This window comes from Streptomyces sp. RLA131, from assembly GCF_056270125.1.
In genome coordinates this window covers 77,069-102,321 of the sequence record NZ_JBWDOQ010000001.1, presented here as the reverse complement: position 1 = coordinate 102,321, position 25,253 = coordinate 77,069, and the positions used below count along the sequence as shown (strand labels likewise).

The following is a 25,253-nucleotide window of genomic DNA, read 5'->3' as shown; positions in this document are numbered from 1 at the left end:
GCAAAACAGATCATCAGGCGACCCTGGACCAGTTCGCCTGTGGACAGAGCCGGCTCAGCCCCGATCACCCCCGGAGCTCCCGCCAGGCGAGCAAGAATCTTGAAACCCGGCCCGCCAGACGGGACGACGTCCTCGCGAGCACTGATCGGGCGACCGGACGATTCGGGGAAGGACACTGCCCCGCGTGCGAGACGCGAGCCCCGGGGATCTTCGGAACTAAAGGTGTGAACTTCGTAAATGCCGCGTGAGATTCTCGGCACGCGAGAAGCCCGCCGCCCCCGAACCGGGGTGAAACGGACAAGCTCAAGCTGACAGGGGACACCACTCTCGTGCACTATGAGAACGACCGACCTTCCATATAAGCGATGGAGCCGAGCCCGCTTTCGCGGGACCGGAACCTTCCTTCCATGTGGGTGGTGGGACAGCCCCCTCCGTGAGGAGCGGGCAGCCACCCGACGGCTGGGGGAGATTTCTCCTCTCGTCTCGGTGGTGCTGAATCGCGAAGCCCCTGTGGTGGGGGCCCCGCGGTGACGCGTGCGCGCAGCTGCTGCGGCTGTGGTGGCCGTGGTTAGTGGCCGGGTGGTGCTGTAGTGCTAGGTGATGAATTGGCTCTAGGAGCCGAAGCTCAGGACCGGGGGAAACCGGGACCTGAGCGGCCGACGCGGGTGGTAAATCCGGTCGGTAGACGGGCCGCGCGAGGCCAGCGGGTGGTAAGTCCGCCTATTGGTGCGCGCGGCCGATGGCCGTTAGGTCATCCCGACCCCCTTGATTCCGAGGCCGGCGTCGGCATGCCCGCATTCGCTTCCGCAGCCTCGGGGTAGCGCTCTGCGAGCCTCTTGAGCAGGTGCATGTAGACCGCGCGATGCGGCCGCCGGGGGTGGGTCTGGCCCAGCTCCCATCGGGCCACGGCGAGGCGCTTCACGCCCACGGCGTCCGCGACTTCCTGCTGGGTGAGGCCCGCGGCGAGGCGCAGCTGCGCCCGCACGCGCGGCGGCGGCAGGACGTCATCGAGTAGTGCGTCCACCCGCTCCAAGGGGTTCGCGTCGGCCATGGCCCAACCTCTCAAGATCGATGATCTCTTGAAAGATACAGGAAGAGAGTGATCTTTGCCTACACCGAACGATGCGCCGATAGGGTCGTGCGCATGCTGGCCCTCTTCGACCTGGACGGCACGCTGGTCGACCGGCAGTCGGCATTCAGCGACGCCGTCACCAACCTCTGCCATACGCACGACTTCGGCCAGGATGTCGAACAGTGGCTGCTCGCTGAACTGGCTGATCGCGCGAACGCCGCCGACTTCGCCCGGCTCCGCGCTGTCTTCGACCTGGACGAGCCAGCCGCAGAACTCTGGCAGGACTACATCGACCTGATGGCGGCCTCCGTCACGTGCCGCCCGGCCGTCCTCGAGGGCCTGGCTCGACTCCGCGCAGCAGAGTGGACGATCGGCATCGCCACCAACGGGGCCTCCGACATCCAGCGCGCCAAGCTCGCCGCGACCGGCATCGCGGACCTGGTCGACGGCGTCGCGGTCTCCGGCGATGTGGAGGTGCGCAAGCCCGACCGGCGGCTCTTCGCTCTCGCTGCGGCACGCTGCGGCCGGAACCTCTCGGGCGGCGGCTGGATGATCGGCGACAACCCCGCCGGAGACATCGGCGGCGCCCAGCAGGCTGGCCTGCGCACCATCTGGCTGCGCGGACGACCCTGGCCTCATGCTCTCGCCGCCGCCCACCACGTCGTCGACGACGCCACCGAAGCCATCGCCTTCCTGCTCAACGAGATCCCGGAGTAGCACCGTGGACCAGCTCACCGTCGGCATCCTCCACCCCGGCAGCATGGGCGCGGCCGTCGCCGCGTGCGCCGCGACCACGGCGGCCGCAGTGCTGTGGTGCACGGCAGGACGGAGCCCGGCGAGCATCGCCCGCGCGCGGCGGCACGGCCTGGAGCCGGTTGCCACACTGCACGAGCTGCTGGATCGAGCCGACACCGTGATCAGCCTGTGCCCGCCTGCAGCTGCAGAAGACCTCGCGCGCCAGGTCGCCGCGCACGGCTTCGCCGACGGCGTGTACGTGGAAGCGAATGCCATCAACGCCGAACGCGCCCGGCGCATCGCCGCACTGCTGCCGCACACCCGGGCAGTCGTCGACGCCGGCATCATCGGCTCACCGCCGACCGGCGGGAAGACGCCCACGCTGTACCTGTCCGGCCCGGCCGCCGCGACCAACGGCGTCGAAGCGCTCTTCGCGGGTACCGCCGTACGGACCCAGGTGCTCGGCACCGAGATCGGGCAGGCATCCGCGCTCAAGCTCGCGTACGCCTCGTTCCAAAAATCCTCGCGGGTGCTCGTGGCGCTATCGATCGCCTTGGCCCGCGAGCACGGCGTCGACCAGGAGCTCATCGACATCGCAGCCAAGCGCACCGACTCGTACCTCGCCGAACCCGAGTACGTCGCCAAAACCGCCGCCCGGGCCTGGCGATGGGGGCCGGAACTGGAGGAGGCCGCTGACATGCTGGACGCCGCCGGCCTCCCGCCGGAGATGCTGCGCGCGGCCGCATCCACGCTGACACGGTGGGACGACGCCAAGGACGACGGCGAGCTCACGCTCGATGACGCCCTCAACCAGCTCACCCAGCCGTAGCCCGCACTCATGCCGTCGCCGCTCCCGCCCGCGCTTTCAGCAGCTGGTCGATGAGCCGCGCCGACTGCCCCGGCTTCATCGTCACGGTCTCCACCGTCAGGTCCCAGACCATCTCCGGGTGCGCGTCCAGGTCCTCGCGGGTCGCCTCCCACGCCGCGAGCCGCGCAGCGGTGTCGACGTCGCCGCGCTGCTCGGACCGCGCGGCCGTCACCGCCTGCGGACACCACAACAGCACCCGCACCCAGTCAGCTGGGTAACCGTCGACCAAGACGTGGATGCCGTCGATCTGGCCAAGGTGCACCACCGGCATGCCAGTGGCGAACGCGTCGTCCAGGCCGGGCCGGTCGATCGCGTACGTATTGCCGTAGCGGGCGTTGGTGTAGAGGACATCGCCTGCGGCCTCCAGCTCACGCAGCTGCGCCGCCGTACCCATGCGGTAGCCAGCGCTCTTGCCCGAGCCGACCTTCAACCGGGCGAACTGCTGAAACCGAGAGTCGAGCGCAGCCAGCGCCGTGGTGACGGAGTCCTTCCCCGAGGCTGGCGGGCCGTACAGGATGACGCCCTGCCGCTGGCTCATGCGTACACCGCACCGATCGCCTGCCGGGCCTGGTCAGCCAGGGACACAGCCGCCCCGAGACGGTTGTCGACGACCATGTGCGGGACGGCCGGCCGCAGACTCAGATCGATGACGTCCAGGTACGCGTCCCACCGCTCCAGCTTCCACGCGTCGCGGGCCGCCGACCGGAACGAGATGTACTCGCGCATGGATTCCGCGTCACACTGCACCCATACAGGCGCGACATCCACGCCCATCGAGCTGCACCGATGCGTCAGCCGCGCCATCCAGTCTGCGTCGGTCAGCTCCGCGATGAACGGCGCGGTCAGCACGGTCGAGATCCCGCAGCGCACGTTCGCCATGGCCGACTGCATCAAGCAGTCATACTCCACCGGCCGGACCTGATCCCTGTAGAGATCGGTATGCCGGTCGTTCGGGTCGCCACCCAGCGCCTTCAGTAGCCGTTCCACCAGGGGACGGGTCAGCGGATCCTTGTCCAACAGCGGCCAGCCGGTCAACTGCACAAAGAAGCGCGCGAGTTCGGTTTTCCCGCTGCCTGCGAAACCGCCGACCAGCACGAGCGTGGGCCGGTGGGGGTCCCCGCCGGTGTGCCGACGCTTCCACGCGTCGATGATCCGCTGCTGGAGCGCCATGTGGTCGGCCGCCTCCGTGCCGGGAGCGATGCGGTTGATCGCTCGCTCCACGGCCAGGACGTGCGCGCCGTTGCTCTTGTCATCCAGCGGCGTGAGCTTGAACTGGGTCTCTTCGCCAGGCAGCGGGCTTCGGAAGCCGAGCTCCGGCTCGGTCGCTCGGTACAGCAGGCAGTACGCACGCCGGTAATGGGGGCCGGGATAGATCTCGCCCTGTTCGTGCTGCCACAGCGTCTGTGGATTCGCAGCCGGCACGCCCTTGAGCTTGGCCCGTTCAGCCACGTCACGAAGGCGTTCACCGGCCTTTTCCAGCGTCAGGCCGTGGGCCTCGCGCTGCTCGCGCAGCTTGTCAGGCCTCCACCCCACGTGGTTCTTCCCCACCCTATGAGCCTCCGTCGTCATGATCGGGAGCCTAAGACCGGACCCCGAAATCCTGTGTGTACGCGGATGTTGAAAACCCGTGAACAGCGATGCGCATGAGCTTCGACAAGCGGTCGTGATGTTGATTCCGCATCCCCTCCACTGTGATTGGCACCACAAAGCGAAGCGGTCGAAGGGGGCGGAGATCAGTGCACAGCGCCAGGCTAGTCAAGGGCATCAGCCCGTTCGGCGAGTTCCAGCAGGTCCCGCGATGCGTTCGCGCCAGCGACCAGCACCAGCTCGCGGATGGCTGCACGAGCAGCCTGGTGTATCTGGACGGCTTCTGGCGCGATGGCTGCATCGGAGGCCTTTCATACCGGGCGACGGACGGTGAAAATCTGCCGTGGTCGATCCGATCGAACTGGGGACCGTTGGCGCGCAAGTCCTTGCTCAACCAGGGCATCGAGATGACCGAGGAACGTGGGCAGGGTGTACCCCAGCCGTTCTGCTGCCTCGGCGACGGTGAACTGGGCGGTGGCGTATGCCTCCCAGATCAACCCGTGTGCCGTTCGTTCGAGAGCGAGCGGTGGGGGCTGCTTGAAGGGCTTCCTTGCGACGGAGAACGATGGTTCGTCCGCTTCCGTGACCAAGCCGCTCTCAACCGCACGGCGGATGGTGGATACCGGATCGGCCTCAAAAACGAACCATTCACCGTGCGAACGGATTTCGGCGAAGTGGGCGTGGAGGGCCTGTTCAAGCGCAGGACCACCGGGACAGCTCCACAGAACCTCAAGTTCGACGGGGGACATGTTCTGGATCTCACGCAGGCGGCGACGTATATCACCCGTCACTCCGATCTTCACCGTGAGACTCCGCGGCACCCCGATCACGTACACATACATGTGTTCTCCATGGCTGCGATGCTCTCCGTGGCGGAGGGTAGGCAGGTGGTGCTGCGCCTCGCTGGAGCAACGTACCACCTTAAGTGCTTGTGCCTTAAGGGGATGCTCTCGTCCAGATGCCGTCGGAGCCCCGTTGGAGGCACTTGGCGTGCGCGATCAGGACACCGTCAGTCTGTAGCGCATCCGGTATCGGTGCGCAGCCTTCGCGAGCAGCGACACCTCGATAGGGCGCTCGTCATCCGAGTAGACGACCCGAAAGGTCAGCATCACGGGCATGTCCTTGGGGAGCTCGAGGGCTACGACCTCATCCTCTGTGGGGATCTCCGAGGAAACCTCATCCACGAACTCTCGTGGCGGGTAACCAAGCTCACTGAGGAGGGTGGGCGTCCCCCCTCGAATTTTCCGGCGCTCCATCATGGCTGTGCCCTCGGCCAGGGCAAGCGGGTAGTAGGACCGGGTCAGCTCGGTAGGTTCCTCATCCAGGAACAGCACTTGCTTACGCAGCAGGGCTTGTCCGTCCTCTTCCAACTCGAGCGCCTGCGCCACTTCGTGCGGCGGTGTGACGACTGCGACCTCAAGCAACTTCGACGAGCCGCGTTGCGAACGCTTCTCGGCCTCGCTGATCCAGTGGTACGGCTCACCAGCAGTGGCGGGCGGCATGTATACCGCCGGCGAGATGGCTTGCTGGGTGCTCCCCTTGACGAACACGCCCTTGCCGGGCTGTCCGACCAGGAGATCTTCCTCCTTCAGCATGAGCAGAGCCTTTTGCACCGTCGTCCCAGCGACGCCGTATTGCTCCATCAAGGCGGGAGTCGACGGCAGCTGCGTGCTGGGGGCAAGGTCCCCCCGCGTGATCTGGCGTCGCAGCCCAGCGGCGATCTTCTGATGCGCCGACCGCTTGTCCTCGAATGCTCTCGCCATGGCTCAGCTGGCCTGCTTCCTCTGCCGGTACTCGAGGTGCCGCGTCATGGTCATGATGGCGACCTCTATCGGTTCTCCAGTGGTGGATGTGGTGAATCGGGTCAGGACGAGCACGGCCGTGTTAGTAGGCAGGCCCAGTGCCTCGCACTGGGCCGCCGTTGCCGTAACCGCCGCGACGTCCTCAAGGGGGTCGTCCTCGGGGGTGAAACCCAGTGCGGCGAGCAGCGTCACCGCACCACCAGGGATCTTGCCTCTCTCGGCAAGGCGGGTTCCACGGGCGACGTGCGCTGGGTAGTACGAATCCGCCAGTTCAACGGGGTGGTCGTCCAGCAAGACCAGTCTGCGTCGGACCACGACCTTCTCGGTGGGGTCGATGCCGAAGAAGAGTCTCACCGCCTCTGGGGGTTCTACTTCCTCGACGGAGAGGAGGCGCTGACCTCCTCTCCGGCCACGCGCCGCAGCCTCGGTGCTCCAGGCGTCGTGAGCCCCTGCTGGGCGCGGCGCGAGATAGGGCTGTGCGTCGCCCATCCATGCATCGTCGCTGGTCACGGTCCGTCCTCTCGTCGCGGTTCGCCTGGTCGAAACCCTACTGCTGTGTCACTTCTATCAGTATGGCGCACCGTAATGACTTGCGGCCTTAAGTGGATAGGCCTTAAGGTTCTCCATATGGAAGCTACGGACACCACGGAAGCCTCGGAGAGTGAGCCGCAGCGCGGCCCGTACGTCCGAGTCCGGTGGATCGCGCAGTACTTCGACGTGGGGTTGTCGACGATCTATGACCTCATCGAGTCAGGAGCGCTCCCCGCCATCGCTATCGGCCAAGGGTCGAAGAAGACGTTGCGAGTGCATCACGACGACTTCAAGGCTTACGAAAACGCTCTGCGTTCCAAGCAGGTCGTTAGCGCTCAGGTGGCTTAGCCACCACCGCAAGTCAGCAGGAAGTCGCCGTCCTTCGGGGCGGCCGGGGTCGATGCTCCACCAAATCCTCCGGTCCGCGATCACCTGCCATGCACGTCGCAGCGCAGATGCGCTGTCCGTCCTCCAGGACGCCGGGTCTCCCGTGCGGCCTGGCGGGCGGAGAGAGCACCGCGACGCGTCCCGCCCGCTCCGTAGCAAGGAGATCTTGATGACCACGGTGCCCATGGCCCAGAAGCGGCTGAAGAAGACCCGCACGAAGCACGTCAGCAGCCTCCCCGCACTCGCCGTTTCGAAGCTGCTCCCCAACCACATCGACCTGCTCCCCGGCACGGAGAGCCTGGTCTGCCCGAACTGCGAGACCTGGTGCCCCATCACCGGACACCAGGGCCGCACGCCCAAGCTCGTTCCCCACCACACCAACCGCGCCGGCACTCCCCAGGCGCGCCGGTGCATCGGCAGCTACCGTCGGGTGCACCTGGACCTGACGATCCCCGAGTGGCGGCACCGCCTGGGCGACGCCATCGCGGACACTGCCTCCCGGCGCGCCACCATCGTGCTGCGCAAGCCGAAGGCGCCGCCGGCCCCGGCTGCCAGCCAGATCACCCCGGTCCCGCTCAGCGCGGAGGCGGCCCGCAAGGCCTACCGCGGCCACCTCCAGCGGTGCACGACCTGCAAGGGCCGGACTCGCTGCACGGATGGCCAGCGCCTGGCGGAGATCTACGCCCGCCTCGAGCGCCAGGAGCCGCGTCGCAAGCAGGTCCGCGATGCCTTCGCCCGGGAGCGGGCGCGGTTCGACCGCAGCTACGCCGCGCTGGCGGCGGAGGGTCGGGCGGCTGAGTGGACCAAGCAGACCAACAGGCTCGTCAAGAAGGACCGGCTGGCCAAGCGGAGCGGCACGGACGTCGAAGAGCGGAACAACCAGTGCAAACTCCGTGCGAAGGGCTCGATCTCGGAGTTCCGGGGCCCTGAACTGCCGCTCCGGATCCCGGTCTACGAGATCGCCCTGGCGCAGTAGCACGCTCCACGACGAACGACCACGGCCGCCCGCCACCCCGACTCTGGGGTGGCGGGCGGCCGTGGCTGCTCGTACGCAGTCAGCAGCCCCCGGGGATTGCCCTCCCCGGGGGCTGATCTCACACAACTGGACCTAACAGGAGGCCCAGATGACTGTCAGCATCGCACAGCCCATTCCCGCGCCTGCGGCCGAACCGGACCCGGTGATCCTCGAAGCTCTGCGGAGGGTCGTCGACGACCAGATCGGCCCGCGCCGCCCGGGCGCGCTCTACCAGAACATCGACGGCGCCTTCGAGGTGCTATCCGTGGTCCGCGACCCGAAGCTCGCGCGCGGACTGCTCAACCGCCGCTCCGCCCAGTGGGCCGTGATCGTGAAGGACGTGCTCCGCGCGGACGGCGAGCCCTTCGCGGTCGGCTCCGTATGGACGACGTCCGACCGGCTCGTCAGGGCGGCGGCCGACGTGTGCCCGCTCTGCGAGTACTTCAGGTGCCGCTGCCGCGGTTTCGCCGCTGATGCGCGGGAGTTGGCGGCAGTCCGGTGAGCGCCTGCGGACACCCGCCGAAGCTCGTCACGGTCAACCACACCGGCTCGGACGGCAAGCCGTACCAGTCGGTGCGGCATGAGCCGTGCACGTGCGGCGGCAAGCGATAGCCGTGCATCCGATACGTCTGGCCCGTACCGCGCAGCACCGTGCGGTACGGGCCATCGCCACGCGTGGCCTCACCCACCCGGTCACCCGCGCCCTGCTGATGGCCGCCGCTCTGGCGGCCGCGGCGGCGTGGGAGGCCGGCCACCGCGTCACCGACACTCACCCGCCCCTGGAAGCCGAATGGCCGCGCAGCCCTGGTGGTGTGCGGCAGTCCGGTAGGCCCACGAGAGAGGAACCGAACCTATGAACTCACACCTGACACTGCGGACGACGGCGCGGATGGCGAAGGAGCTGCGGCGCCCCGAGCTGGACCGGATCGTTACCACCCGCGCGGCCTGTGCGGCGCCGAAGGCCGCCGGCCTTGACTGGTTCCGCTTCGACGGAGAGGACGTGAGCTCGTGGCGGGCCCGCACGGAGCAGTTGCGGGCCGTGTGCCTGGGCTGCCCGGCGCTGCACGCCTGCCGGGAGCTCGCCCTGCGGGAGAGGGACGGCGGCGGGACGGGCAATCAGAGCCACATGGTCCGCGCCGGGCTCACCAACATCGAGCTGCGCGAGCGCCTGGTGGCGGAGTCCGACCGGCTCGAGGCTGCTCGTAGGGAGGACGACCGGGCGAGCCGCGAGCGCCGGGCCGTGTACAGGGCGGCGAAGAAACTCAAGACCTGCGTGCAGAACTGGCCCGACAGCCGCCACATGGACAGCAACAACCAGCTGGTCCGCGCCGCTGCCGACGAACTGGCCCAGCTCCGAGCAGTCCGCCGCGCCAACGCTGGTTGGGGTGAGGTCGCGTGAGCATCATCCGCCGTCACCGCGTCCGGACCCGGGCTTGGACCGCCGCCGACTACGACAGCTACGAGGTGCTCGCCACGTTGGGCGTCACCGCCCCGGCTGTCCGTGTCACCCAGGCCCGCGCCGGCCGCCCGTTCCGACGCGCCGTGCGCGGGGCACTGCGCACCGCCCGCCGGAGCGCGCACATCGCCTGGCCCGGGGCGGAGCTCAAGCGCCGCCCCGCCAACTGATCCACACCGCCTGTCGGTTGCCTCCCCCGCCCGTCTCGTACGGACGGGGCAGAGGGGAGCCGGACAGCCCGGACCCACCAGCCTCTCCCGCCCGCCGGGAGCGGAAGTGAATTTCGCGCCCGCCTCTCAGCACCTTCCAGGGTCGACCGCCCGCACGCCGGACGGCCGACCTTTCCGGCTGTCCGGCGCGGGAAGAGTCACCCGGATTCGACCTCACCGGCCGCCGTTTCGGGAACGCGAGATCGCGTTTCGGGAGCACCGGCCGCCATTTCGGGAGCACCGGCCGCCGTTTCGCGCACACCCTCAACCGCCCCTCCGGAGGCCCGAGTGACGATCACCGAAGTGCCGCAGAGCGCGGCCACCGACACCCCAGCTTCGCGCCCGACGACCACCGTTTCGGGAGCGCCCGAGACGTTTTCGGGAGCGGCCCCCACCGTTTCGCGGACACGGAAGCGGAACCCCGACAAGCCCAAGCGTGACCGCTTCACAGCCGCCCTGCCGTACTTCGCCGCGATCTTCGGCACGCTGGTCGGTGCCATCGGCTTCGCGACGTCCTACCACACGCTCGCCAAGGTGGCCCTGAGCTGGGGCTTCGGCGAGGATCTGTCGCGCTGGTTCCCGATCGGCGTGGACGCGTCGATCCTGGCGTTCCTGGCGCTGGACCTCTGGCTGATCCTCAAGGGCATCCCGTGGCCGGTGCTGCGCATGGCCGCGCACGGGATGACCGGCGCCACCATCTGGTTCAACGCCAGCGCCCAGGGCGACATCGCCACCGACGCGGTCAAGGCCGCCAGCCACGGCGTCATGCCGATCATCTTCGTGATCGGAGTGGAGGCCGCCCGGCGCCTGTTCATCCAGAAGGCGCAGCTCGAAGCGGGTACGGTCACCGACCGGATCCCGCTGCACCGCTGGATCCTCTCGCCCGTCGCCACCCCGCGGTTCTACCGCCGGATGCGGCTGTACGGGGTCGCCAGCTACCCGGAGATGATCCGGCGTCAGCAGGACCTCATCGCCTACGAGCAGTGGCTCAAGCGCAAGCACAACGGCGACCTGAGCAAGGCGAGCGAGGACGAGAAGCTGCCGATGAAGATGGCGGCCTACGGCTACACCGTCGCGCAGGCCCTGGCGATGCCTGACCAGCAGGAACGCCAGGCAGAGACGCGGATGGAGGAGGCCGAGCGCCGGCGCCTGGACGCGGAGACGCGCCAGGAGCTCGCGCGCAAGCAGGCGGAGGCCGACCGGCTGGAGGCGGAGGGGCGACTCGACGCCGTCCGCGCCCGGGTGGAAGGCGAGACGGGCCAGGCCCGCGCGCACGCCCGAGCCCAGGTCAGCGCCGCAGAACGGGCCGCTGAGCTGGAGGAGAAGGCGCTGGAGACGGCCGTCATCGCCGAAGCCCGCGCCCGCGAGGCCGAGGCGGAGCGCAAGGAAGCCCAGGAGCGCGAGGCGCAGGCCGCCGCCGACCTCCAGGCGGCCGAACTGGAGCGCCAGGCAGCCGAGAAGCGGAAGCTCGCAGCGGAGGCCGACCGGGTCGCCGCGGCGGAGTCGCAGGCGGTCGAAACGGCAGTGATCGCCGAAGCCCGCCAGCGTGCCGCCGAAGCGGACCGGGCCGCTGCCGAAACGGAGAGGGGCGCTGCCGAAACGCGGCGCGCCACTGCCGAAATCACCCTCCGGACAGTGGAGGAGGACACCCGGCGCGAGAGGGCTCTCGCGGAGAAGCTGGCAGCCCGTGAGGCCGCTGCCGAAGCCGAGCTGCGCGCCGCCGAAACGCGGCTCGCCGCTGCCGAAATCGAGCGGCGCGCGGTCGAAATCGAGGACATCGCGAAGCTCAGCCCGCGCCAGCGCGCGGTGCGCAAGGTCGCCCGGATGATCCTCGCGACCGCCGGCGGCGAAACCGACCGGCTGCCGCTCGCCGACATCCAGCGCGAGCTCGCGGTCTCCTCCCCCGGCACCGCCTCCGAGTACCGCCAGGAGGCAGCCGAGCTGATCGCTGGCGGCTACAACCCGGCCGCCTGACCCGCACGTTCGCCATCGAGTGAGGAGCTCACCGTGAACGCTCTGCTGTACGTGGTCAGCGCGCTGACCGTCATGTTCATCGTCCTGGCGATCCCCGCGACCTTGGCTTTCCTGGCCCACAGCCGGACCGAGCACGACCACGGTCCGGGCTGCTGGTTCTGCCACCCGCGGATGCCGCGTATTAGGCGCTGACCTGCACGAATGACCCGCTTCGACGGTTCCACCGGCCCCCGAGACGAAGTCAGCGCCTCGGGAGCGCGGTGAAGGCGCCGAAACGCCACGACAAAGCCTCCCAGATCGCCCCCGCCCTGAGAAGGAGATCCCCACCTCATGGATATCAACGCACTGTTCACGGATGAGGGCCTGCGGGCCTTCACCGCCACCGTCCGCGACCAGCACGTTCGCGATGCCCAGCAGTACGGGCAGATCGCCGACATCGTGCGCCGGCGCCTGGAGCAGACGCCGATCGAGGGCGACCGCTGGATGGCCAAGCGGCTCCGCGCCTGGAAGGTGGCGCGGCAGCTCAGGGCCATGCAGAAGGCGTCCGGCGAGGCCGCGAGCAAGGCCGAGGCCCTGTACGCGACCTACGTCAACGAGGTCCTGGAGCTCCCGCAGCGCCGGGCGGTCGTGGAGGCCAAGAAGCTGGAGCGCAAGCAGGGCCGCCAGGCCGCCGTCGGCGCGGCCGTCGCGAGCTCGCTGAACAAGACGGTGACCTCACTGGGTGCCCCGCCCGAGCAGGCTCCGGGCGTCGTCCCGCAGGCGAGGCCGGCGGAGTTCGTGGCCCCGGACAATCCCTGGAACCAGTGGCCGATGGCGGCCGGTGGTGAGCGGCCGACCAGCACGATCAACGACTACTTCCCGAAGGGAGGTGACGGGCGTTGACGACGCCTCGGCAGACGCACAACCGCGCCAAGCACTGGAACGCGCGGATCGCGGAGGCCACGACCGAGACCGAGCGGGCCGGGGTCTGGTACGACGCGTGCCGGACCCTGGCGCGCCAGGCCGAACGCGACGGCCAGCCGGACCTGTGGCGCGCTCTCACCGCCACGCTGCACGACTTCTACAAGCGCAACGGAGGGTGACGAAGTTCTTCTTCTTCACCGCCTCCTCTTCGCCGCCCGGCGGCCCCCAATGTGCGCGCGTGTCGTGCGCGCGCGAGGGTGACCCGGGCGGTGACCGTCTGTCAACTCCGAGAGGGAAACGTCATGGCCGACGACGACGGCCCGAACCCCCCGAACAACTTGATCCACTTCCCCCGTGTGGGATACGCAGCCCCTACCGAACCCCCCGCGCAGACGCCCGGTCCGGCGCCGGCCGACGTGCCGTTCGCGGCCCCCGCAGACGTCTCCGAGGACCTCTCCGACACGTTTGCACCCGCGACCCGGCCCTCTCCTCTGGACACGATCGCGGCCATGCACGAACCCGGCCTGGGCACCCCGTTCGCCGCGGGCTCCGCGCCGGATCCGGCACCCGCTCAGGGCGGGCCGATGGTCCCGGCGACCTTCCGGCCCGATGCCGGTCAGCCGGTCGCGCCGCGCCTGGGCGCGCTGTCCCTGGCCGCGATCCTCGCGGTCTCCGTGGCCGCGATGCGCGGCATTCACACCGCCATCGCCGGGCGCCGGGCCAGCCGGGAGCAGCGTGAGGCGGTCGCGAAGACCGCGAGCACGTCCAAGGACAGCCCGTCCGGCGGCGGTTCGAAGAAGCAGCTGCAGCCCGGCCACGAATGGGGCCGCAAGTCCCTCCAGCGCGGCCCCGGCGGCGCGCCGGGCCGCTCCGGCGGCTCGGGTTCGGGAGGGTTCGGGCGGGGGGGCAGCAGGTCGCTGGGCGGCCCGGGCGGAGGCGGGCGGGGCGGGCCGACGACGAAGTCGCCCAGCGGCTCCGGCGGCGGCTCGGGTGGTGGGCGCGGCGGCTCAGGCGGGAAGAAATCGCCTGGCAAGGGCCCCGGGATCCACTCGCCGCTGCGCGGCTCGCAGGGCGGCGGCCCGAACCTGAAGAAGAACGGCCGCGGTGGCGGTCCCCCCGGCTCCGGGGGCTCGGGAGGCACGGGCGCAGGCACGGGCCCGAACGGCGGCCCAGGGAAGAACCGCGGCCCCGGCGGCACGGGGTCCGGTTCCTCCGGCGGGGGTCCGAGCACGAACCGCAAGCGCGGCCCGGGCGGCACCGGCTCCGGCGGTTCCGCCGGCGGCAGGAAGCGCGGCCCCGGAGTTCCCGGGCCGGGCACCGGCACGACCGGCCCCGGCAGCAAGAGCCCCGGCAAGGGCTCGGGCACCGGGGCCGGGACCGGCGCGGCCGGCCCGAAGGGCACCGGCAAGGGCGGGACGAAGAAGTCGCCGCGCGGCACGACCGGCCCGACGGGCATCCTGCGCAAGAAGCCCGGCACGACCACGCCCGGCACCGGCCCGAAGTCGAAGAAGGGCGCGGGCACGACAGGCCCCGGCACGACGACGTCCGGCAAGAGCGGCAGGAAGGGCAGGACGAAGCCCGGCAAGGGCTCCGGACCGGGCCCGGTGCACAAGGCGCCGGGCGGGAAGTCCCGCAAGGGCAAGAAGATCACGCTCACGCCGGGTATCGCGCACGGCACGTTCGCGGCGACGGACAAGTACGGCTGCGGCTGCCGCAAGTGCCGCCGATTCAAGCGCGAGTACAACCGGAAGGTCATCGCGGCCATGAAGTCGGCGGCGCGCGGCCGCACCACGCTCGGCGAGGCGATCCACGAGACCGCGGACAAACGCCTCAGGCGCCGTCGTAAGAAGCTGTCGCCGGTCATGACGAGGACCAAGGTCACGGTCAAGAAGCCGAAGAAGAAGTCCGGCCCGAAGACCACGGCCCCGGCCGGGAGCACCAAGCCCCCCGGGCCCACCGCGCCCGGGCCCACCGGACCGGCCGCGAAGACACCGGCCAGCGGCGGCCGTTGGTCCAGCGCCCGGGCCCGTGCCCGCAAGCGCGCCCGGATGCGGACCCGCCCCGTACTGGTGCCCGGGCCCGGCCCGGCCACCACCGGGACATCGCCGGGACCGACGGTCCTGACCAAGCCCACAGTCATCACGCCCGTTCCCGGTGCCCCGACTGCTCCGGCCGCCGTGGCTGCCGGAGCAGCCGGGGCACCGGCGGCGGCACCGGAAACGGGCACGGTGCCGGGCACCGGCGAGCCGCGCCTGTCGCCGTTCGAGGCGATGGGCATGGCCACGGCGGTGCCCGCTCCGGCTGGTCCGATCACGGTTGAGCAGGTCCGGCCCGCTGCCGCCCCGGCGGCACCGAGCGTGGGCCTGCCCGCCGGCACGAGCACGAAGGAGAACAGCGTGAGCACTGTCCCGGACCTGACACGCGACAGCTGGCTGGGCATGTGGGGAGACGGCGGCATCGCGGGGATGGCCGCGGAGCACCAAACCGAGGTCACCCTCGACGACACCCTCGACGTCCTGGAGGAGCTGACGAAGCAGTCGTTCGCCGCGCACGAGACGTGCAAGAAGCTCGCCACCAGGGCGAGGGAGATCCGGTACAAGCTGGACGAACTCGCCGCTGACCTGCGCTCCAAGCACAACGTCATCGGACGCCTGACCGGCGCGGCGATGGCCAGGCTCGCGGAGTCCATGGAGCTCCTGGCCCGCAAGGCAGACGAGATGTCGGTGAAGTCGCTTCACGCGGCGGAGCTCTCCGAGATGGCGGAGAACGCAATGTTCGACGCCTACCGGCCTCTGCAGCAGGCGACCGAGGACTCCGGCCTGGCCGTGCCCGCCGCCCGCATCCACAACGAGAACTGAGAGGAGATCACGTGAGCGACAACCTCCCCGCCCTCCCGGGCATGAGCGGCGGCGGCGCCAGCAGCGGCAACGGCTTCCTCGCCCTGTCCGGCCGGACCGCCGCCCTCGCGTCCGCGGCTCTGTTCCTCAAGGAAGGCATGCACCTGCTCAGAGTCCACATGCGGGCCAACGCCAACGCGGCCATGCGGCTGTCGGAGATGTGCGGCGCAGCCGAAGTCGAGCCGCATTTCACCTCGATGATCGAGGATGCCTCCACCTCCCTCACCGCGGTCGCTGAGGCATCCGGGGAGATGGCGAACGCCGCCGACTCCGTCGACACCGACGCCCGCGGCTTCAACTCCGCCCACGACCGGGAGTACCGCCCCGGGTACGAGGCCTCCAACGGCTCCGGCGTGCAGCAGGCCAAGCCCGGCTTCTACCGGCGCACCGGCCGCCGCTGACCACCCCACCACCCACCCCGCCCAGGGGCCGCGCCCGCAGCTGCGAGCGCGGCCCATCGGCGTTCCGCCCCTTTGAATGGAGGCAGTGTTGAGCACCATCGACCAGGCGGCGCCGGCCGCCGACACCACCAGAAGCGTCCCGGGCCACGTCATCTACCGGCGCGTCCTGGCCGAACGCACCTCCTACGCCCTCGCGGCGGCCGGCATCGCCGTCGGCCCCCAGCTGGACGACTCCGTGCTGTCCTACCTCGCCAGCGGCGGGCTCGCGGCCGGCACCATCGCCTGGCTGTACGCGAAGACCAAGGACCCCGACCAGAGCCCGGACCTCCTCACCCGCGCGCAGCACTCGATCCCGTTCCTGACCGCCGCCGGCACCTACCTGGCGAACCTGATCACCCCCGGGTTCAACTGGTGGGAGGTCCTCGCCCCGGCCGCCTGGGCGGGCCTGATGGGATGGATGGCCCCGCTCACCCGCAGCGCGGGCCTGATCCTGGAGCTCACCGAGCACCACCAGGAGCAGCAGACGGGCGGCGGCCCGAGCGAGCCGGTGACGTACGAAGAGTTCCTCGCCGCGAAGTGGGCGCGGGCCACCGGAGAGGACACCCGCCTGGTCGCCATCAAGCAGTTCCACGCCGACCGGCCGGACTTCGAGGCCGTCGTCGTCGCCCAGGTAGGGAAGGCCGTACCGACCTACACCGAGACGCAGCTCGCCGCCACGTTCGACTTCCCCCCGGGCACCGTCACCCTGCGCCCCGTCCCCGGCTCCGGGCCCGGCCGCATGCGGCTGGTCGCCCGCCCCACCACCGAGGACACCGAGGCCGCAGCCGCCGACCTGCGCAGTTTGTGGCAGACCGCAGTCTCCAAGCCCGGCGGCGCCGCCCCCGGCGTCGACCTGGTCGACTTCCGGGCCGAGCCCCACCGGATCGTGCTCCTGGTGGCCTCCCCGGCGGGCAAGGAGATCCGCCTGCCGCACACCGCGATCTGCTCCGCCCTCGGCATCGACGACCCCTCCCGCCTCGTGATCGAGACGGACGGCATCCGCCAGGGCGTCGTCTCCGTCTACAAGACCAACCCGCTGATGAAGGTCCGCAAGGCCACCGTCGAAGACCTGACGATGGACGACAAGGGCCGCATCACCATCGGCATCTGCCACGACGGCAAGCCCGCCCGGATGCGGCTGTGGGATCCCTCCCAGGGCGCGCTGCGCGGCATCACCGCCGGCGTCACCGGCGCGGGCAAGTCCGTGCTGCAGAACCTGATCCTCGCCGCGGAGAAGCGCTCCGGCGTCGTCTCCTGGGTCGGCGACGTCCAGGGCGGCATGAGCCTGCCGGAGGCGGAGGGCAGGGTCGACTGGTTCGCCAAGGGCCCGGTGGAAACGCTCCTCATGCTCACCGTCGCGCACGCGGTCATGAAGTACCGCGAGCGCCTGTCCAACGAGATGGGGCGCGGCGACTTCGCCCTGGGCAGGCCGTGGCCGCTCATCAACATCACGCTGGATGAGATCAACCGGCTGCTGTCGCACCCGGATGAGGAGATGCGCAAGGCGGCCTCCTACCTGATCGCCGACATCCAGAAGACGGGCCGCAAGGTCGGCATCGGCATCCGGCTCGCCGTCCAGTCCCTGCACCTCAAAGACCTGGGCGACGACGACGCGATCCGCCAGCAGGGCAAGGTCGGCGCCCTGTTCCTCATGCGCACCGCCTCCTCCTCCACCCGCGAGATGGGCCTGGACGGCATCGCGCCCACGGGCTTCCAGATGGAGAACATCCCCGCCCGGATCTACGAGAACGGGCAGATCGAGGCGCTGTTCAGCGGCGCGGACGACGAGGACGGCGAATCCACCGCGGGCATGGCGTACATGTTCCTGGACGGGCGCGCGAAGTTCATGCGGACCTTCTTCGCGGAGAAGGTCGACGGCGTCTACCCCGACCTGATCGCGCTGTACGGGGAGGAGCCGGCGGTCGGACTGACCGAGGGTGAGGCCCGGGCGGCAGCAGCCGCGGCCGACATCTACACCGCCCGGCACTCCAACCCGTACGCCGACTGCGACACCCTCGCCCAGGCGTTCTCCGGGGCGCCGGGCAGCAGCGTCCCCGGCATGGAGACCGCGTCGGCCGACACCGGCGACGAAGACGGGGACGGCGGGGGCGCGGCGCCCGCGATGTTCGGCGCGCCCTTCGGCGCGCCGTTCGGCGAGGGTCCGGACATCGGGGAGGAGCCCGGCCTGCAGGACAGGCTCCTGGACCTGCTCGCCGACGGCCCCAAGAGCCTCAAGGAACTGCGCGAGGCCCTGCCGGAATTCCAGCCCTCCAGCATCAGCAACGCCTGCAGCCAGCTCAAGGCAAAGGGCCTGGCCAAGCCGCTCAAGCGGGGCACCTGGCAGCGCGCCGACAGCTGACCCCGCGCCCATTCACTCATCCCAGCTCACGAAGGAATCCGATCACCGTGGCCCTGTCGATCTCCCTTGTCCTGCTCTTCGGCATCGTCGTCGTCCTGCTCGTGCGCACCGGCTACCAGCGGATCTGGCCCGGGATCGCCACCTGCCTGTTCGGCTTCTTCCTCGCCAGCACCGGCATCGCCCCCACGATCACCAGCGCAGTCTCCTCCGTCACCGGATGGATCAGCAGCTTCTGACCCCCGGCCCGACCCCGCCGAAGCAAGAAGGAGAACACGATGATGAACCGCCCCCTGGTGCTCCTGGTCGACGACGCTGCCGACGTCCTGGCGGCCAGCCCCGAAGCCCGCGCGCTCGTCAACGAGCTGCTGTGCACCGGCCGCCGCAACGGCCTGGTGGTCCGCTCCGAGGGCGGTCGGCCGCTGCCGCACTGGCAGTACCCGACGCCCGAGGCGCTCGAGGCCGCCGCCGACCAGCAGTAGCCCGCCCCACTCCCCCGCCCCCTGCGCCCTCCCCGCCACCACGGCGGGGAGGACGCACCCGTCCCAGCCCCTGAATGGAGAACCCTGTGGACTTCCACCCCACCACCGGCCGCCCGATGACGGAGTCCGAGGCCGCCGCCGAAGCCAGGCGGATCATCGAAGAGAACTTCCGGCCCGAGCCGCAGTTCCCCACCTCGTTCCGGGACGACTCCCCGCTGCCCGCCTATGGCACCGCCCCGCCCGTCCCGCAGGAAGACCGCCGGATCGTGCCCGCCTGGGCGGCCGGAATCGCCGTCGCCTCCATCGGCGTCGGCGCCGGAGTCACCGGCATCGGCTGCGGCGCCTGGCTGGTCCTGCAGGGCCTCGCCTCGGTCACGCTGACCAGCGTCCTCATGGTCACCATGCCGTTCGCCGGCGTCGCCATGGCCGTGACCGCCATCGGATCGGCAATCTCCCGCGCCCGCTCCGCCGTGACCAAGAACATCTTCCAGGGCCCGGTCACCCACCACACCCAGATCAACAACACCAGCACCACGCGCGGGATGTTCTTCGCCCGCACCCGCAACGAGGTCCGCTGAACTCCGGGCGCCCTGCCTCGTATCCGACGCCCGCCACGCGCGGGAGCCGGATGCGGGACAGGCCGTCCGGCACCGGCGGTCAGTCGTCGTAGTCGATCCAGATGCGGCCGTGGTCATCGACCTCGGCTTCGCGGATCTGTCCGTCGACGATCGCCCGGTTGACGGTCACTTCGACGTCGTAGTCCACGTCGATCCACAGCACGCCGTCGTCATCGGTGAACGCGGGCCAGATCGTCCCGTCCGTGTCGATGACCTGCTCGAAAACGATCTCTTCCGGCTCATCGCGGGTGAACCACCCCATCGCAGCCGCCCCCTCTCCGGGCCTGTGGGCTTCCAGCCTGGCCCATTCGAACGCTCCGCGACCATGCATCGACAACAAGGAGTTGCCCCGTGCAGTCCTACGACCACACCTCCGCCGGCCACAACGGCCAGGTGCTCGACTTCCTGCCCGTCCACGTTCCGCAGCAGCCGAAGAAGGTCCGCTTCGCCAAGACCCGCGCCACGGTGCGGCAGTGGTGGAACGACGCCTGGAACGTCGGCGGCGTCCTGCACGCACTGTGGGACGACATCCGCTGGGCGCGCATCGACGGCTGGCACGGCATGGCCAACTGGCTCAAGACCCTGCTCACCGTGACCGGCCTGTCGATCGCCGTGCTCGCGGCCAAGACCGCCGCCACCGTCGTCCTGGACTCGCTGCACCAGCTACTCACCGCCGCGCCCAAGGTCGAGGTCGCCACCGACACCTCCTCCGGCGTGTGGGCCGTCATCGACCAGCCGGTACGCACGTACATCGCGCAGCACTCCGCCGGCCTCGCCATCAGCGGCTCCACCGTCTACACGCTGTGGCAACTCACCGCCATCGTCGCCCTGGTCCTGGGCTTCCTCTCCCGGAACAACGGGGTGCGGCTCACCTGGGCGACGCACGGCGCGGCGACCGTGTGGATGGTCTGGACAACCACACCGCACGCCAGCCGCACCGTCGCCGCCGCACTCGCGGTCCTGGCCTGGACGCTGCTCAGCGCATTCGCGCTGCGCGGCATGACCCTGCGCCGCCGCGTCGCCTACCACGCGCGCCCCGCCCGGGCCGCCGTCCGTCCCGCGCCCCACGTCCCGCCGCAGGCCGCCCCGGCCGACGGCGACTTCGACGACGACGTCGACAGCGGCGACCAGCTCCGCTGACCTCCGGTCGCTCCGCCTGGTCCTCGCCCACCCGCCCGGGTGGGCGAGGACCGGACAGGCCGACCGGCCGCCCCGGCCCGCGCCCCGCTGACGAACCGACGTCGGCGGGGCGCGGTGCTTGCCCATCGACGTCTGGAGGACACGCCCGTGCTCATCCCCCGTCCGCGCCGCCGGACCGGCCGGCCCCGCCCGCAGCGTCCCGGCCCCCGCTACCCGCACCGCCCCGCCCGGCTGCCCGGCGCCTGGACCAGGTGATGCCCCGCCCCAGGAAGAGGCGCCGTCCCCGCGAGGTGAAGCGGGTGCCGCGCAGCGACGCGCTCCTGCCGGAATATGACCGCAGCGCTGTCCCGGAAGGCCTGGTCACCAGGCGCCAGCTGAGAGACATGGGCCTCAGCCCGGGAGACAACGAAGGCCCGGTCGCGATCCTGCGCTGCAAGTGGTGCTCCTACCGGCCGCAGTGGTCGTGCATCCATCCCACCCGGGGCTTCCTGCTCCGCGTCGATCTGGCCGCGCCCAAGCGCGTGCCGACGCTTGCTCAGGAGGAGGCCCTGGACCGGGCGATGGCCGCTCGAGAGACGTGCCCGAAGTGCCGGCGTCGCTACGCGTTCTGCCTGCCGCTCAAGAAATTCGGTTCCTGCCTGGAGTGCTTTGACGGCACCCCCGCCGACCCGAGCAACTACATCGCTCCCCCGGCCAAGCACCTGCTGGCTGCCTGACCAACGACACTCCCGAAGGAGAAGTCACCCATGGCACTGAGCCTGTTCACCCGCCACACCGACGTCCAGGACCCGGCGACCTGGACGCCGCCAGGCACGACCGTCGTCCAGCGCTACCGCGGCTTGGGCGGCGCGGTCGTCCTCGTCTACATCGCCGACGGGGACCGCGGCACCTCGTATTTCGCCGCAGCCTGTCTCGGCTGCACCTTCCGCGCCACCCGCAACAGCCACGGCTCCGTGCGGTTGCCCGAGACCGACGCCGCCGACCTCGCCAACACCCACGCTGCCAGCTGCCGCGCGATGAACCGCGGCGTTCCGGCCGCGCCCGACGACGGCCAGGCCGCGACGATCGTGCGCTCCCGGCTGTGGGGCCTGCGCGAGTACGGCACCACGCGCACTCACTACGTCAGCCTGAGCGACTTCCACGCCGACCGCGTCGACCTCCAGCGCCCGGCCGACTTCATCAAGCAGACGATGCTCCAGCTGGTGCAGAACGAGCCCGACTTCATCACCTCCGAGCCCGACTCCAGCGGCACCGGCACCCGCTTCCTGGTCCAGCCGCACCCGCCCCGGACCTGATCCGGTGCGCGCCCGAACCGCCCTGCTGCTGGCGGCCGCCGCCGTACCGGTCACGGTCACCGCGGCTGCCGCCGCGCTGAAGGTCGGCCACTGGCAGCTGTACGTCGACCGGCACCGCCTCGAGCTCTCCCCCACCGCCCGCCGCGACTGCCGGCGCTGTCATGGCGACGGCGGCTGGTGGATCGGCGGCCCGGACCCGGAGATGGAGGCGTGCGGCTGCTGGTCCGACCGGCGCGAGCTGCGCATTCGGCTCTGGCCGCTGCCCGCGGTCCCCGAAGAACCGCCGTTTTGACGGATCTGCGTGCCGCCCCGACCAGCCATATGTGCTGGCCGGAGCGGTGCGCAGGACCGGGCAACCCGGTACCCATCACGCCTGAAGGAGCCCACGTGACCGAGACCCTCACCCCGCCCGCCGCCGTTGCTGCTGGGGCGGACTCGCCGCTGGCGATCCTGTTCGACATCGCCCGAGCCATCGGGGTACCGACCGAGGACGAACAGCGCGACGACGCTGAAACGGCCGCGCTGCACTACGTGTGGAACGTCTACCCCGACACCCTCGGCAAGGCGCTGGACGAAGACGACTGGAGCGGCCGGCCCGCCCTGGTCGGACTGGAGCCGAGCGCGATCGCCTACCTGGACGGCGGCTGGTGGCTGCACCACACCACCGACGTCGACCAGGAGCGCGACGTCCTCACCCTGCTCGCGCCCTGCACCTGCGGCCGCGGCTACGTCGACCGCGTGCTGGACGGCGAGTGGGACCTACTGCAGATCCTCACCGATCTGCGCACCACCGGCGGCCGCTTCCCCCACGACAACGACCGGCCCGACTGCGCCTCCCTCCCCCGCCTGCGTGCCTGGGGCGACGCCCAGCCGTGACAGCACGAAAGGGCGGCTGGCGCGCTCGAACCGCGCCAGCCGCCCCAACTCCCTTCGGCCTCAAGGCCTCCGCCCCCATTCAGGCCGTCCAACACGACGGTCCCGCCCAATCAGCAGGAGAACCCACATGACCACCGCCACGATCAACGCCGACGACATCATCCGCCGCTACGCCGACGACATCGCCTACGCAGCCGAGCAGGACAAGGCCACCGACATCGGCGCCCTCTCCGATCAGCTGGACACCGCGGCCCGCAACTTCTCGATGGCCGGCATCCACGGTCACGAGGACCTCGAGACCGCTTCGACCTTCCTCGCCGAGGCCCACCACTCGACCGACGGCCTCGAGCGCACCGTGTTCCTCCGCAAGGCCGACAAACTCCTCCACCCCATCGTCTGGGACATGACCCAGGAGTACCGCGACATGGTCGGAGACGGCGACGAGGACGACGACTGACGATCAGCCCGCAGAAGAGCCCCAGGTCTTCCCCTACCGGCTTTCCGCTTCAGGTACGGCGGGGGAGAGCCAGCCGGTTCCGGCTGGCTCTCCATCCGTGGGCAACGGCGGTCGCTGCCGTACGACAGCGACCGGCCCGACTACATCGGCATCCGTCGCGTCCGCGCCTGGGGGCGACGCCCGGCCGTGACAGCACGAAAAGGCGGCTGGCGCGCTCGAACCGCGCCAGCCGCCCCAACTCCCCTTCACCCTCTGCGAGATCAGGAGAACTCCAGCATGCACCGTCCTGCCACCTTCGCGGCCCTGCTCGGACTGACCCGCGCCGCCAGCGCGATCGGCGACTTCTGGGTTATCGCGGCACCCGCCGTGTCCGCCGTGTCCCGTGTCTCGCGAGTGGAGGTGGCCCGATGACGAGCATCGACCAGGCCACGACGCTTGCAACGTTCGGCGCGGTGTGGGCGGTGCTCTCCGTCAGCCACAACCTTGCGGATCACGTGATCGGGCAGACCGACCACCAGGCCGGGAACAAGGCGGCGCCGTCCGCGACGGAGGTTGCCGACGGTGTGAGTCCGCGGCAGGGCTGGGGTGCGTGCTTGGGGCACGTCGCCCAGTACCACCTGGTGATGGCCGTGCTGCTGGCCCTGGTCTGGGCCGTCCTTCCGCTCCAGATGTCCTGGACCGGCCTGACGGCCGGGCTCGTCCTCTCAGCGGTGACGCACGCGTTCTTCGATCGCCGGTGGCCGGTCCGCTGGCTCCTGGAGCACATCGGGTCGAAGGGCTTCGCGGAGCTGAAGGCCGCGGGGATGAACGGCATGTACTTGACCGATCAAGCCCTGCACCAGACGGCACTTCTCGTCTCCGCTCTCCTGATCACCCTTCTGTGACCTGGAGTTCTGACAAGAATGGAAGGAACTAACGGCATGAACACCGCCGGACGAGACTTGACTCTGATCACGACGACCGGGGCCGTTGACTTGATGGCGGCCGTCACCGACGGCTCGCCCGACACCGTGCTGGGCCGCACGATCCCGACCGTGGATGTGGTCTTCACCTCGTGGTGCCGGGACTGCGGACAGGCCGAGTGCCGCGACAGTGCCACCCTGTGGCGCGACAGTTGGGAACTGGTGTCGGCCAGCCCGAACTTCGCGAGTACCGGGTGGGGCAAGTGGGCCCGCGAACACCCCGAGGAATGCCCCGAGCGGCTCCGGACGATCGCCCGCTACCTGACGGCCGGCGGGGCTGTCGTGACGGTGACCAACCGACATGAGTCCCGCTGCGCTGGCTGCGGCCAGGGCGATGACGGTGACGGTGAGCCGTCCGCCCGCGCGTGGGCCCAAGGCCATGCTGAGCTGTGCCGCGCGATGCCCGTCGATGGAGACGGGGGCTGAAAGTGAGACACGCCAAGAAAGCAGCGACAATCTGGGTCCAGAACGACTTCTGCGCCCGAGTGAAGGGCGCCTCCGACGACGCCCCGGTCACCTACGAGGACCCGCAGACCAACGAGAAGACCACCCACGGCACGGCCGACGGCCGTAAGGCGTGCCTGCACCATTGCCTCACCTACACGGCCACGCAGGCGATCGTCGCCGGACTCGGGGCCCGCGCGCTGGGCATCCGGGTCCACCCCGGTGGGGCCGCGGCCGCACTCGCCGTCTCCGGCGTCACGCACTACATCGCGGACCGCAGGGTGCCGGGCCACGGCGTCCTGGAGAAGCTCGCCGACAAGACCGGCAAGACCGGCTTCTACCGCCTGGCCGACTTCGGCATGAACGGCGCCTTCCACCTCGACAACTCCTGGCACCACGGCTGGGAGACCGTCGCCGCCCTCATCGCCACCACGAAGGCGACCAGCCGGTGACTGCCCGGTCCCGTACGCGCCTGGAGCGCGTCCGCCACCCGCAAGGAGACATCTGACATGGCGAACGCGAAGGCGACGAACCCGCCCCGAGGGCAGTGCACGCAGTGCTGGTACCACGCGTACGCCAGCCGCGAGGCGCACGCCGGGCTCCGCCCGCGTCAGGACTGCCCCCAGTGCGTGGACCACATGGCCAACGGCCACCCCGACCACATGATCGTCCGCTGACGGCGCTGCGCGAAGCCGCCGCCCTGCTCACCGACAACGCCGGGCAGCGCCTCATCCGGGCTGCCCGGCAC

36 protein-coding genes are annotated in these 25,253 nt (G+C 70.3%); 29 read left to right on the top strand and 7 right to left on the bottom strand.

Annotation, left to right across the window (positions count from 1 at the left end):
* Positions 1–751: 751 nt before the first annotated feature.
* On the bottom strand, positions 752–1,051 hold the full coding sequence (locus tag RWE79_RS00585) for a helix-turn-helix transcriptional regulator (protein WP_475938021.1): 300 nt from the start codon (positions 1,049–1,051) through the stop codon (positions 752–754).
* Positions 1,052–1,144: 93 nt separating this feature from the next.
* Here RWE79_RS00585 and RWE79_RS00580 point away from each other — a divergent pair, with 93 nt between their 5' ends.
* Both RWE79_RS00580 and RWE79_RS00575 read left to right on the top strand, forming a co-directional pair.
* Complete coding sequence (locus RWE79_RS00580) at positions 1,145–1,789, top strand: HAD family hydrolase (RefSeq protein WP_475938020.1); 645 nt, start codon at positions 1,145–1,147, stop codon at positions 1,787–1,789.
* A gap of 4 nt (positions 1,790–1,793) precedes the next feature.
* The gene (locus tag RWE79_RS00575) at positions 1,794–2,636 is read left to right on the top strand and encodes an NAD(P)-dependent oxidoreductase (protein ID WP_475938019.1); all 843 of its coding nucleotides are present in this window, start codon (positions 1,794–1,796) and stop codon (positions 2,634–2,636) included.
* Between the two features lie 7 nt (positions 2,637–2,643).
* Here RWE79_RS00575 and RWE79_RS00570 read toward each other — a convergent pair whose 3' ends face one another.
* From RWE79_RS00570 to RWE79_RS00550, 5 genes are all read right to left on the bottom strand, one after another.
* Positions 2,644–3,213: a phosphotransferase-like protein gene (locus tag RWE79_RS00570; protein ID WP_475938018.1), complete on the bottom strand. Its 570-nt coding sequence runs from the start codon at positions 3,211–3,213 to the stop codon at positions 2,644–2,646.
* The gene (locus tag RWE79_RS00565; RefSeq protein WP_475938017.1) at positions 3,210–4,244 is read right to left on the bottom strand and encodes an AAA family ATPase; all 1,035 of its coding nucleotides are present in this window, start codon (positions 4,242–4,244) and stop codon (positions 3,210–3,212) included. Before RWE79_RS00565 ends, RWE79_RS00570 begins: the two co-directional genes overlap by 4 nt.
* Positions 4,245–4,573: 329 nt before the next feature.
* Entirely contained in the window at positions 4,574–5,104 is a 531-nt protein-coding gene (locus RWE79_RS00560) for a GIY-YIG nuclease family protein (RefSeq protein WP_475938016.1), read from the bottom strand.
* A 156-nt stretch (positions 5,105–5,260) separates the two neighbouring features.
* On the bottom strand, positions 5,261–6,025 hold the full coding sequence (locus RWE79_RS00555; RefSeq protein ID WP_475938015.1) for a GntR family transcriptional regulator: 765 nt from the start codon (positions 6,023–6,025) through the stop codon (positions 5,261–5,263).
* A 3-nt stretch (positions 6,026–6,028) separates the two neighbouring features.
* Complete coding sequence (locus RWE79_RS00550; RefSeq protein WP_475938014.1) at positions 6,029–6,574, bottom strand: UTRA domain-containing protein; 546 nt, start codon at positions 6,572–6,574, stop codon at positions 6,029–6,031.
* A gap of 117 nt (positions 6,575–6,691) precedes the next feature.
* Between RWE79_RS00550 and RWE79_RS00545 the strand changes: the two genes are divergently transcribed.
* From RWE79_RS00545 to RWE79_RS00470, 16 genes are all read left to right on the top strand, one after another.
* Complete coding sequence (locus RWE79_RS00545; protein WP_475938013.1) at positions 6,692–6,943, top strand: helix-turn-helix domain-containing protein; 252 nt, start codon at positions 6,692–6,694, stop codon at positions 6,941–6,943.
* A gap of 208 nt (positions 6,944–7,151) precedes the next feature.
* On the top strand, positions 7,152–7,958 hold the full coding sequence (locus tag RWE79_RS00540) for a hypothetical protein (RefSeq protein ID WP_475938012.1): 807 nt from the start codon (positions 7,152–7,154) through the stop codon (positions 7,956–7,958).
* Positions 7,959–8,106: 148 nt separating this feature from the next.
* Complete coding sequence (locus RWE79_RS00535) at positions 8,107–8,499, top strand: hypothetical protein (RefSeq protein ID WP_475938011.1); 393 nt, start codon at positions 8,107–8,109, stop codon at positions 8,497–8,499.
* A gap of 112 nt (positions 8,500–8,611) precedes the next feature.
* Positions 8,612–8,854 carry a hypothetical protein gene (locus RWE79_RS00530; protein ID WP_475938010.1) on the top strand — a complete coding sequence of 81 codons (243 nt, stop codon included), beginning with the start codon at positions 8,612–8,614 and terminating at the stop codon, positions 8,852–8,854.
* The gene (locus RWE79_RS00525) at positions 8,851–9,396 is read left to right on the top strand and encodes a hypothetical protein (protein WP_475938009.1); all 546 of its coding nucleotides are present in this window, start codon (positions 8,851–8,853) and stop codon (positions 9,394–9,396) included. Before RWE79_RS00530 ends, RWE79_RS00525 begins: the two co-directional genes overlap by 4 nt.
* Positions 9,393–9,623 carry a hypothetical protein gene (locus tag RWE79_RS00520; protein ID WP_475938008.1) on the top strand — a complete coding sequence of 77 codons (231 nt, stop codon included), beginning with the start codon at positions 9,393–9,395 and terminating at the stop codon, positions 9,621–9,623. The genes RWE79_RS00525 and RWE79_RS00520 overlap by 4 nt, the downstream gene beginning before the upstream one ends.
* Positions 9,624–9,950: 327 nt before the next feature.
* Complete coding sequence (locus tag RWE79_RS00515; protein ID WP_475938007.1) at positions 9,951–11,636, top strand: DUF2637 domain-containing protein; 1,686 nt, start codon at positions 9,951–9,953, stop codon at positions 11,634–11,636.
* A 33-nt stretch (positions 11,637–11,669) separates the two neighbouring features.
* A complete protein-coding gene (locus tag RWE79_RS00510) occupies positions 11,670–11,828 on the top strand; it encodes a hypothetical protein (protein ID WP_475938006.1) in 159 nt (52 codons plus the stop codon).
* A 138-nt stretch (positions 11,829–11,966) separates the two neighbouring features.
* The gene (locus RWE79_RS00505) at positions 11,967–12,518 is read left to right on the top strand and encodes a hypothetical protein (protein WP_475938005.1); all 552 of its coding nucleotides are present in this window, start codon (positions 11,967–11,969) and stop codon (positions 12,516–12,518) included.
* Positions 12,515–12,718 (top strand): hypothetical protein, encoded by a 204-nt coding sequence (locus tag RWE79_RS00500; protein WP_475938004.1) that lies wholly within the window; start codon positions 12,515–12,517, stop codon positions 12,716–12,718. Before RWE79_RS00505 ends, RWE79_RS00500 begins: the two co-directional genes overlap by 4 nt.
* A 330-nt stretch (positions 12,719–13,048) precedes the next feature.
* Positions 13,049–15,397 (top strand): hypothetical protein, encoded by a 2,349-nt coding sequence (locus RWE79_RS00495; RefSeq protein WP_475938003.1) that lies wholly within the window; start codon positions 13,049–13,051, stop codon positions 15,395–15,397.
* 11 nt (positions 15,398–15,408) lie between these two features.
* On the top strand, positions 15,409–15,837 hold the full coding sequence (locus tag RWE79_RS00490) for a conjugal transfer protein TraB (RefSeq protein ID WP_475938002.1): 429 nt from the start codon (positions 15,409–15,411) through the stop codon (positions 15,835–15,837).
* Between the two features lie 88 nt (positions 15,838–15,925).
* Entirely contained in the window at positions 15,926–18,235 is a 2,310-nt protein-coding gene (locus tag RWE79_RS00485; protein WP_475938001.1) for a hypothetical protein, read from the top strand.
* Between the two features lie 47 nt (positions 18,236–18,282).
* Positions 18,283–18,471, top strand: coding sequence for a hypothetical protein (locus RWE79_RS00480; RefSeq protein ID WP_475938000.1), 189 nt, complete (start codon positions 18,283–18,285; stop codon positions 18,469–18,471).
* Between the two features lie 39 nt (positions 18,472–18,510).
* A complete protein-coding gene (locus RWE79_RS00475) occupies positions 18,511–18,714 on the top strand; it encodes a hypothetical protein (RefSeq protein ID WP_475937999.1) in 204 nt (67 codons plus the stop codon).
* A gap of 74 nt (positions 18,715–18,788) precedes the next feature.
* On the top strand, positions 18,789–19,292 hold the full coding sequence (locus RWE79_RS00470) for a hypothetical protein (RefSeq protein ID WP_475937998.1): 504 nt from the start codon (positions 18,789–18,791) through the stop codon (positions 19,290–19,292).
* A gap of 79 nt (positions 19,293–19,371) precedes the next feature.
* On the opposite strand, the gene RWE79_RS00465 is transcribed toward RWE79_RS00470, so the two are convergent.
* Positions 19,372–19,671 (bottom strand): hypothetical protein, encoded by a 300-nt coding sequence (locus RWE79_RS00465; RefSeq protein WP_475937997.1) that lies wholly within the window; start codon positions 19,669–19,671, stop codon positions 19,372–19,374.
* An 11-nt stretch (positions 19,672–19,682) separates the two neighbouring features.
* Here RWE79_RS00465 and RWE79_RS00460 point away from each other — a divergent pair, with 11 nt between their 5' ends.
* From RWE79_RS00460 to RWE79_RS00410, 11 genes are all read left to right on the top strand, one after another.
* A complete protein-coding gene (locus tag RWE79_RS00460) occupies positions 19,683–20,471 on the top strand; it encodes a hypothetical protein (RefSeq protein ID WP_475937996.1) in 789 nt (262 codons plus the stop codon).
* A gap of 254 nt (positions 20,472–20,725) precedes the next feature.
* Positions 20,726–21,187, top strand: coding sequence for an RRQRL motif-containing zinc-binding protein (locus tag RWE79_RS00455; protein WP_475937995.1), 462 nt, complete (start codon positions 20,726–20,728; stop codon positions 21,185–21,187).
* Positions 21,188–21,217: 30 nt separating this feature from the next.
* Positions 21,218–21,766 carry a hypothetical protein gene (locus RWE79_RS00450; RefSeq protein WP_475937994.1) on the top strand — a complete coding sequence of 183 codons (549 nt, stop codon included), beginning with the start codon at positions 21,218–21,220 and terminating at the stop codon, positions 21,764–21,766.
* 4 nt (positions 21,767–21,770) lie between these two features.
* Complete coding sequence (locus tag RWE79_RS00445; protein ID WP_475937993.1) at positions 21,771–22,058, top strand: hypothetical protein; 288 nt, start codon at positions 21,771–21,773, stop codon at positions 22,056–22,058.
* Between the two features lie 95 nt (positions 22,059–22,153).
* Entirely contained in the window at positions 22,154–22,642 is a 489-nt protein-coding gene (locus tag RWE79_RS00440; RefSeq protein ID WP_475937992.1) for a hypothetical protein, read from the top strand.
* Between the two features lie 127 nt (positions 22,643–22,769).
* Positions 22,770–23,099 carry a hypothetical protein gene (locus RWE79_RS00435; protein WP_475937991.1) on the top strand — a complete coding sequence of 110 codons (330 nt, stop codon included), beginning with the start codon at positions 22,770–22,772 and terminating at the stop codon, positions 23,097–23,099.
* 276 nt (positions 23,100–23,375) lie between these two features.
* Positions 23,376–23,510, top strand: coding sequence for a hypothetical protein (locus tag RWE79_RS00430; RefSeq protein ID WP_475937990.1), 135 nt, complete (start codon positions 23,376–23,378; stop codon positions 23,508–23,510).
* Positions 23,507–23,983, top strand: a complete 477-nt coding sequence (locus RWE79_RS00425; RefSeq protein WP_475937989.1) for a hypothetical protein — start codon at positions 23,507–23,509, stop codon at positions 23,981–23,983. Before RWE79_RS00430 ends, RWE79_RS00425 begins: the two co-directional genes overlap by 4 nt.
* A gap of 36 nt (positions 23,984–24,019) precedes the next feature.
* A complete protein-coding gene (locus tag RWE79_RS00420; RefSeq protein WP_475937988.1) occupies positions 24,020–24,487 on the top strand; it encodes a hypothetical protein in 468 nt (155 codons plus the stop codon).
* 2 nt (positions 24,488–24,489) lie between these two features.
* Entirely contained in the window at positions 24,490–24,957 is a 468-nt protein-coding gene (locus RWE79_RS00415; RefSeq protein WP_475937987.1) for a hypothetical protein, read from the top strand.
* Positions 24,958–25,014: 57 nt separating this feature from the next.
* Positions 25,015–25,182: a pRL2-8 gene (locus RWE79_RS00410; RefSeq protein WP_475937986.1), complete on the top strand. Its 168-nt coding sequence runs from the start codon at positions 25,015–25,017 to the stop codon at positions 25,180–25,182.
* Positions 25,183–25,253: the final 71 nt, after the last annotated feature.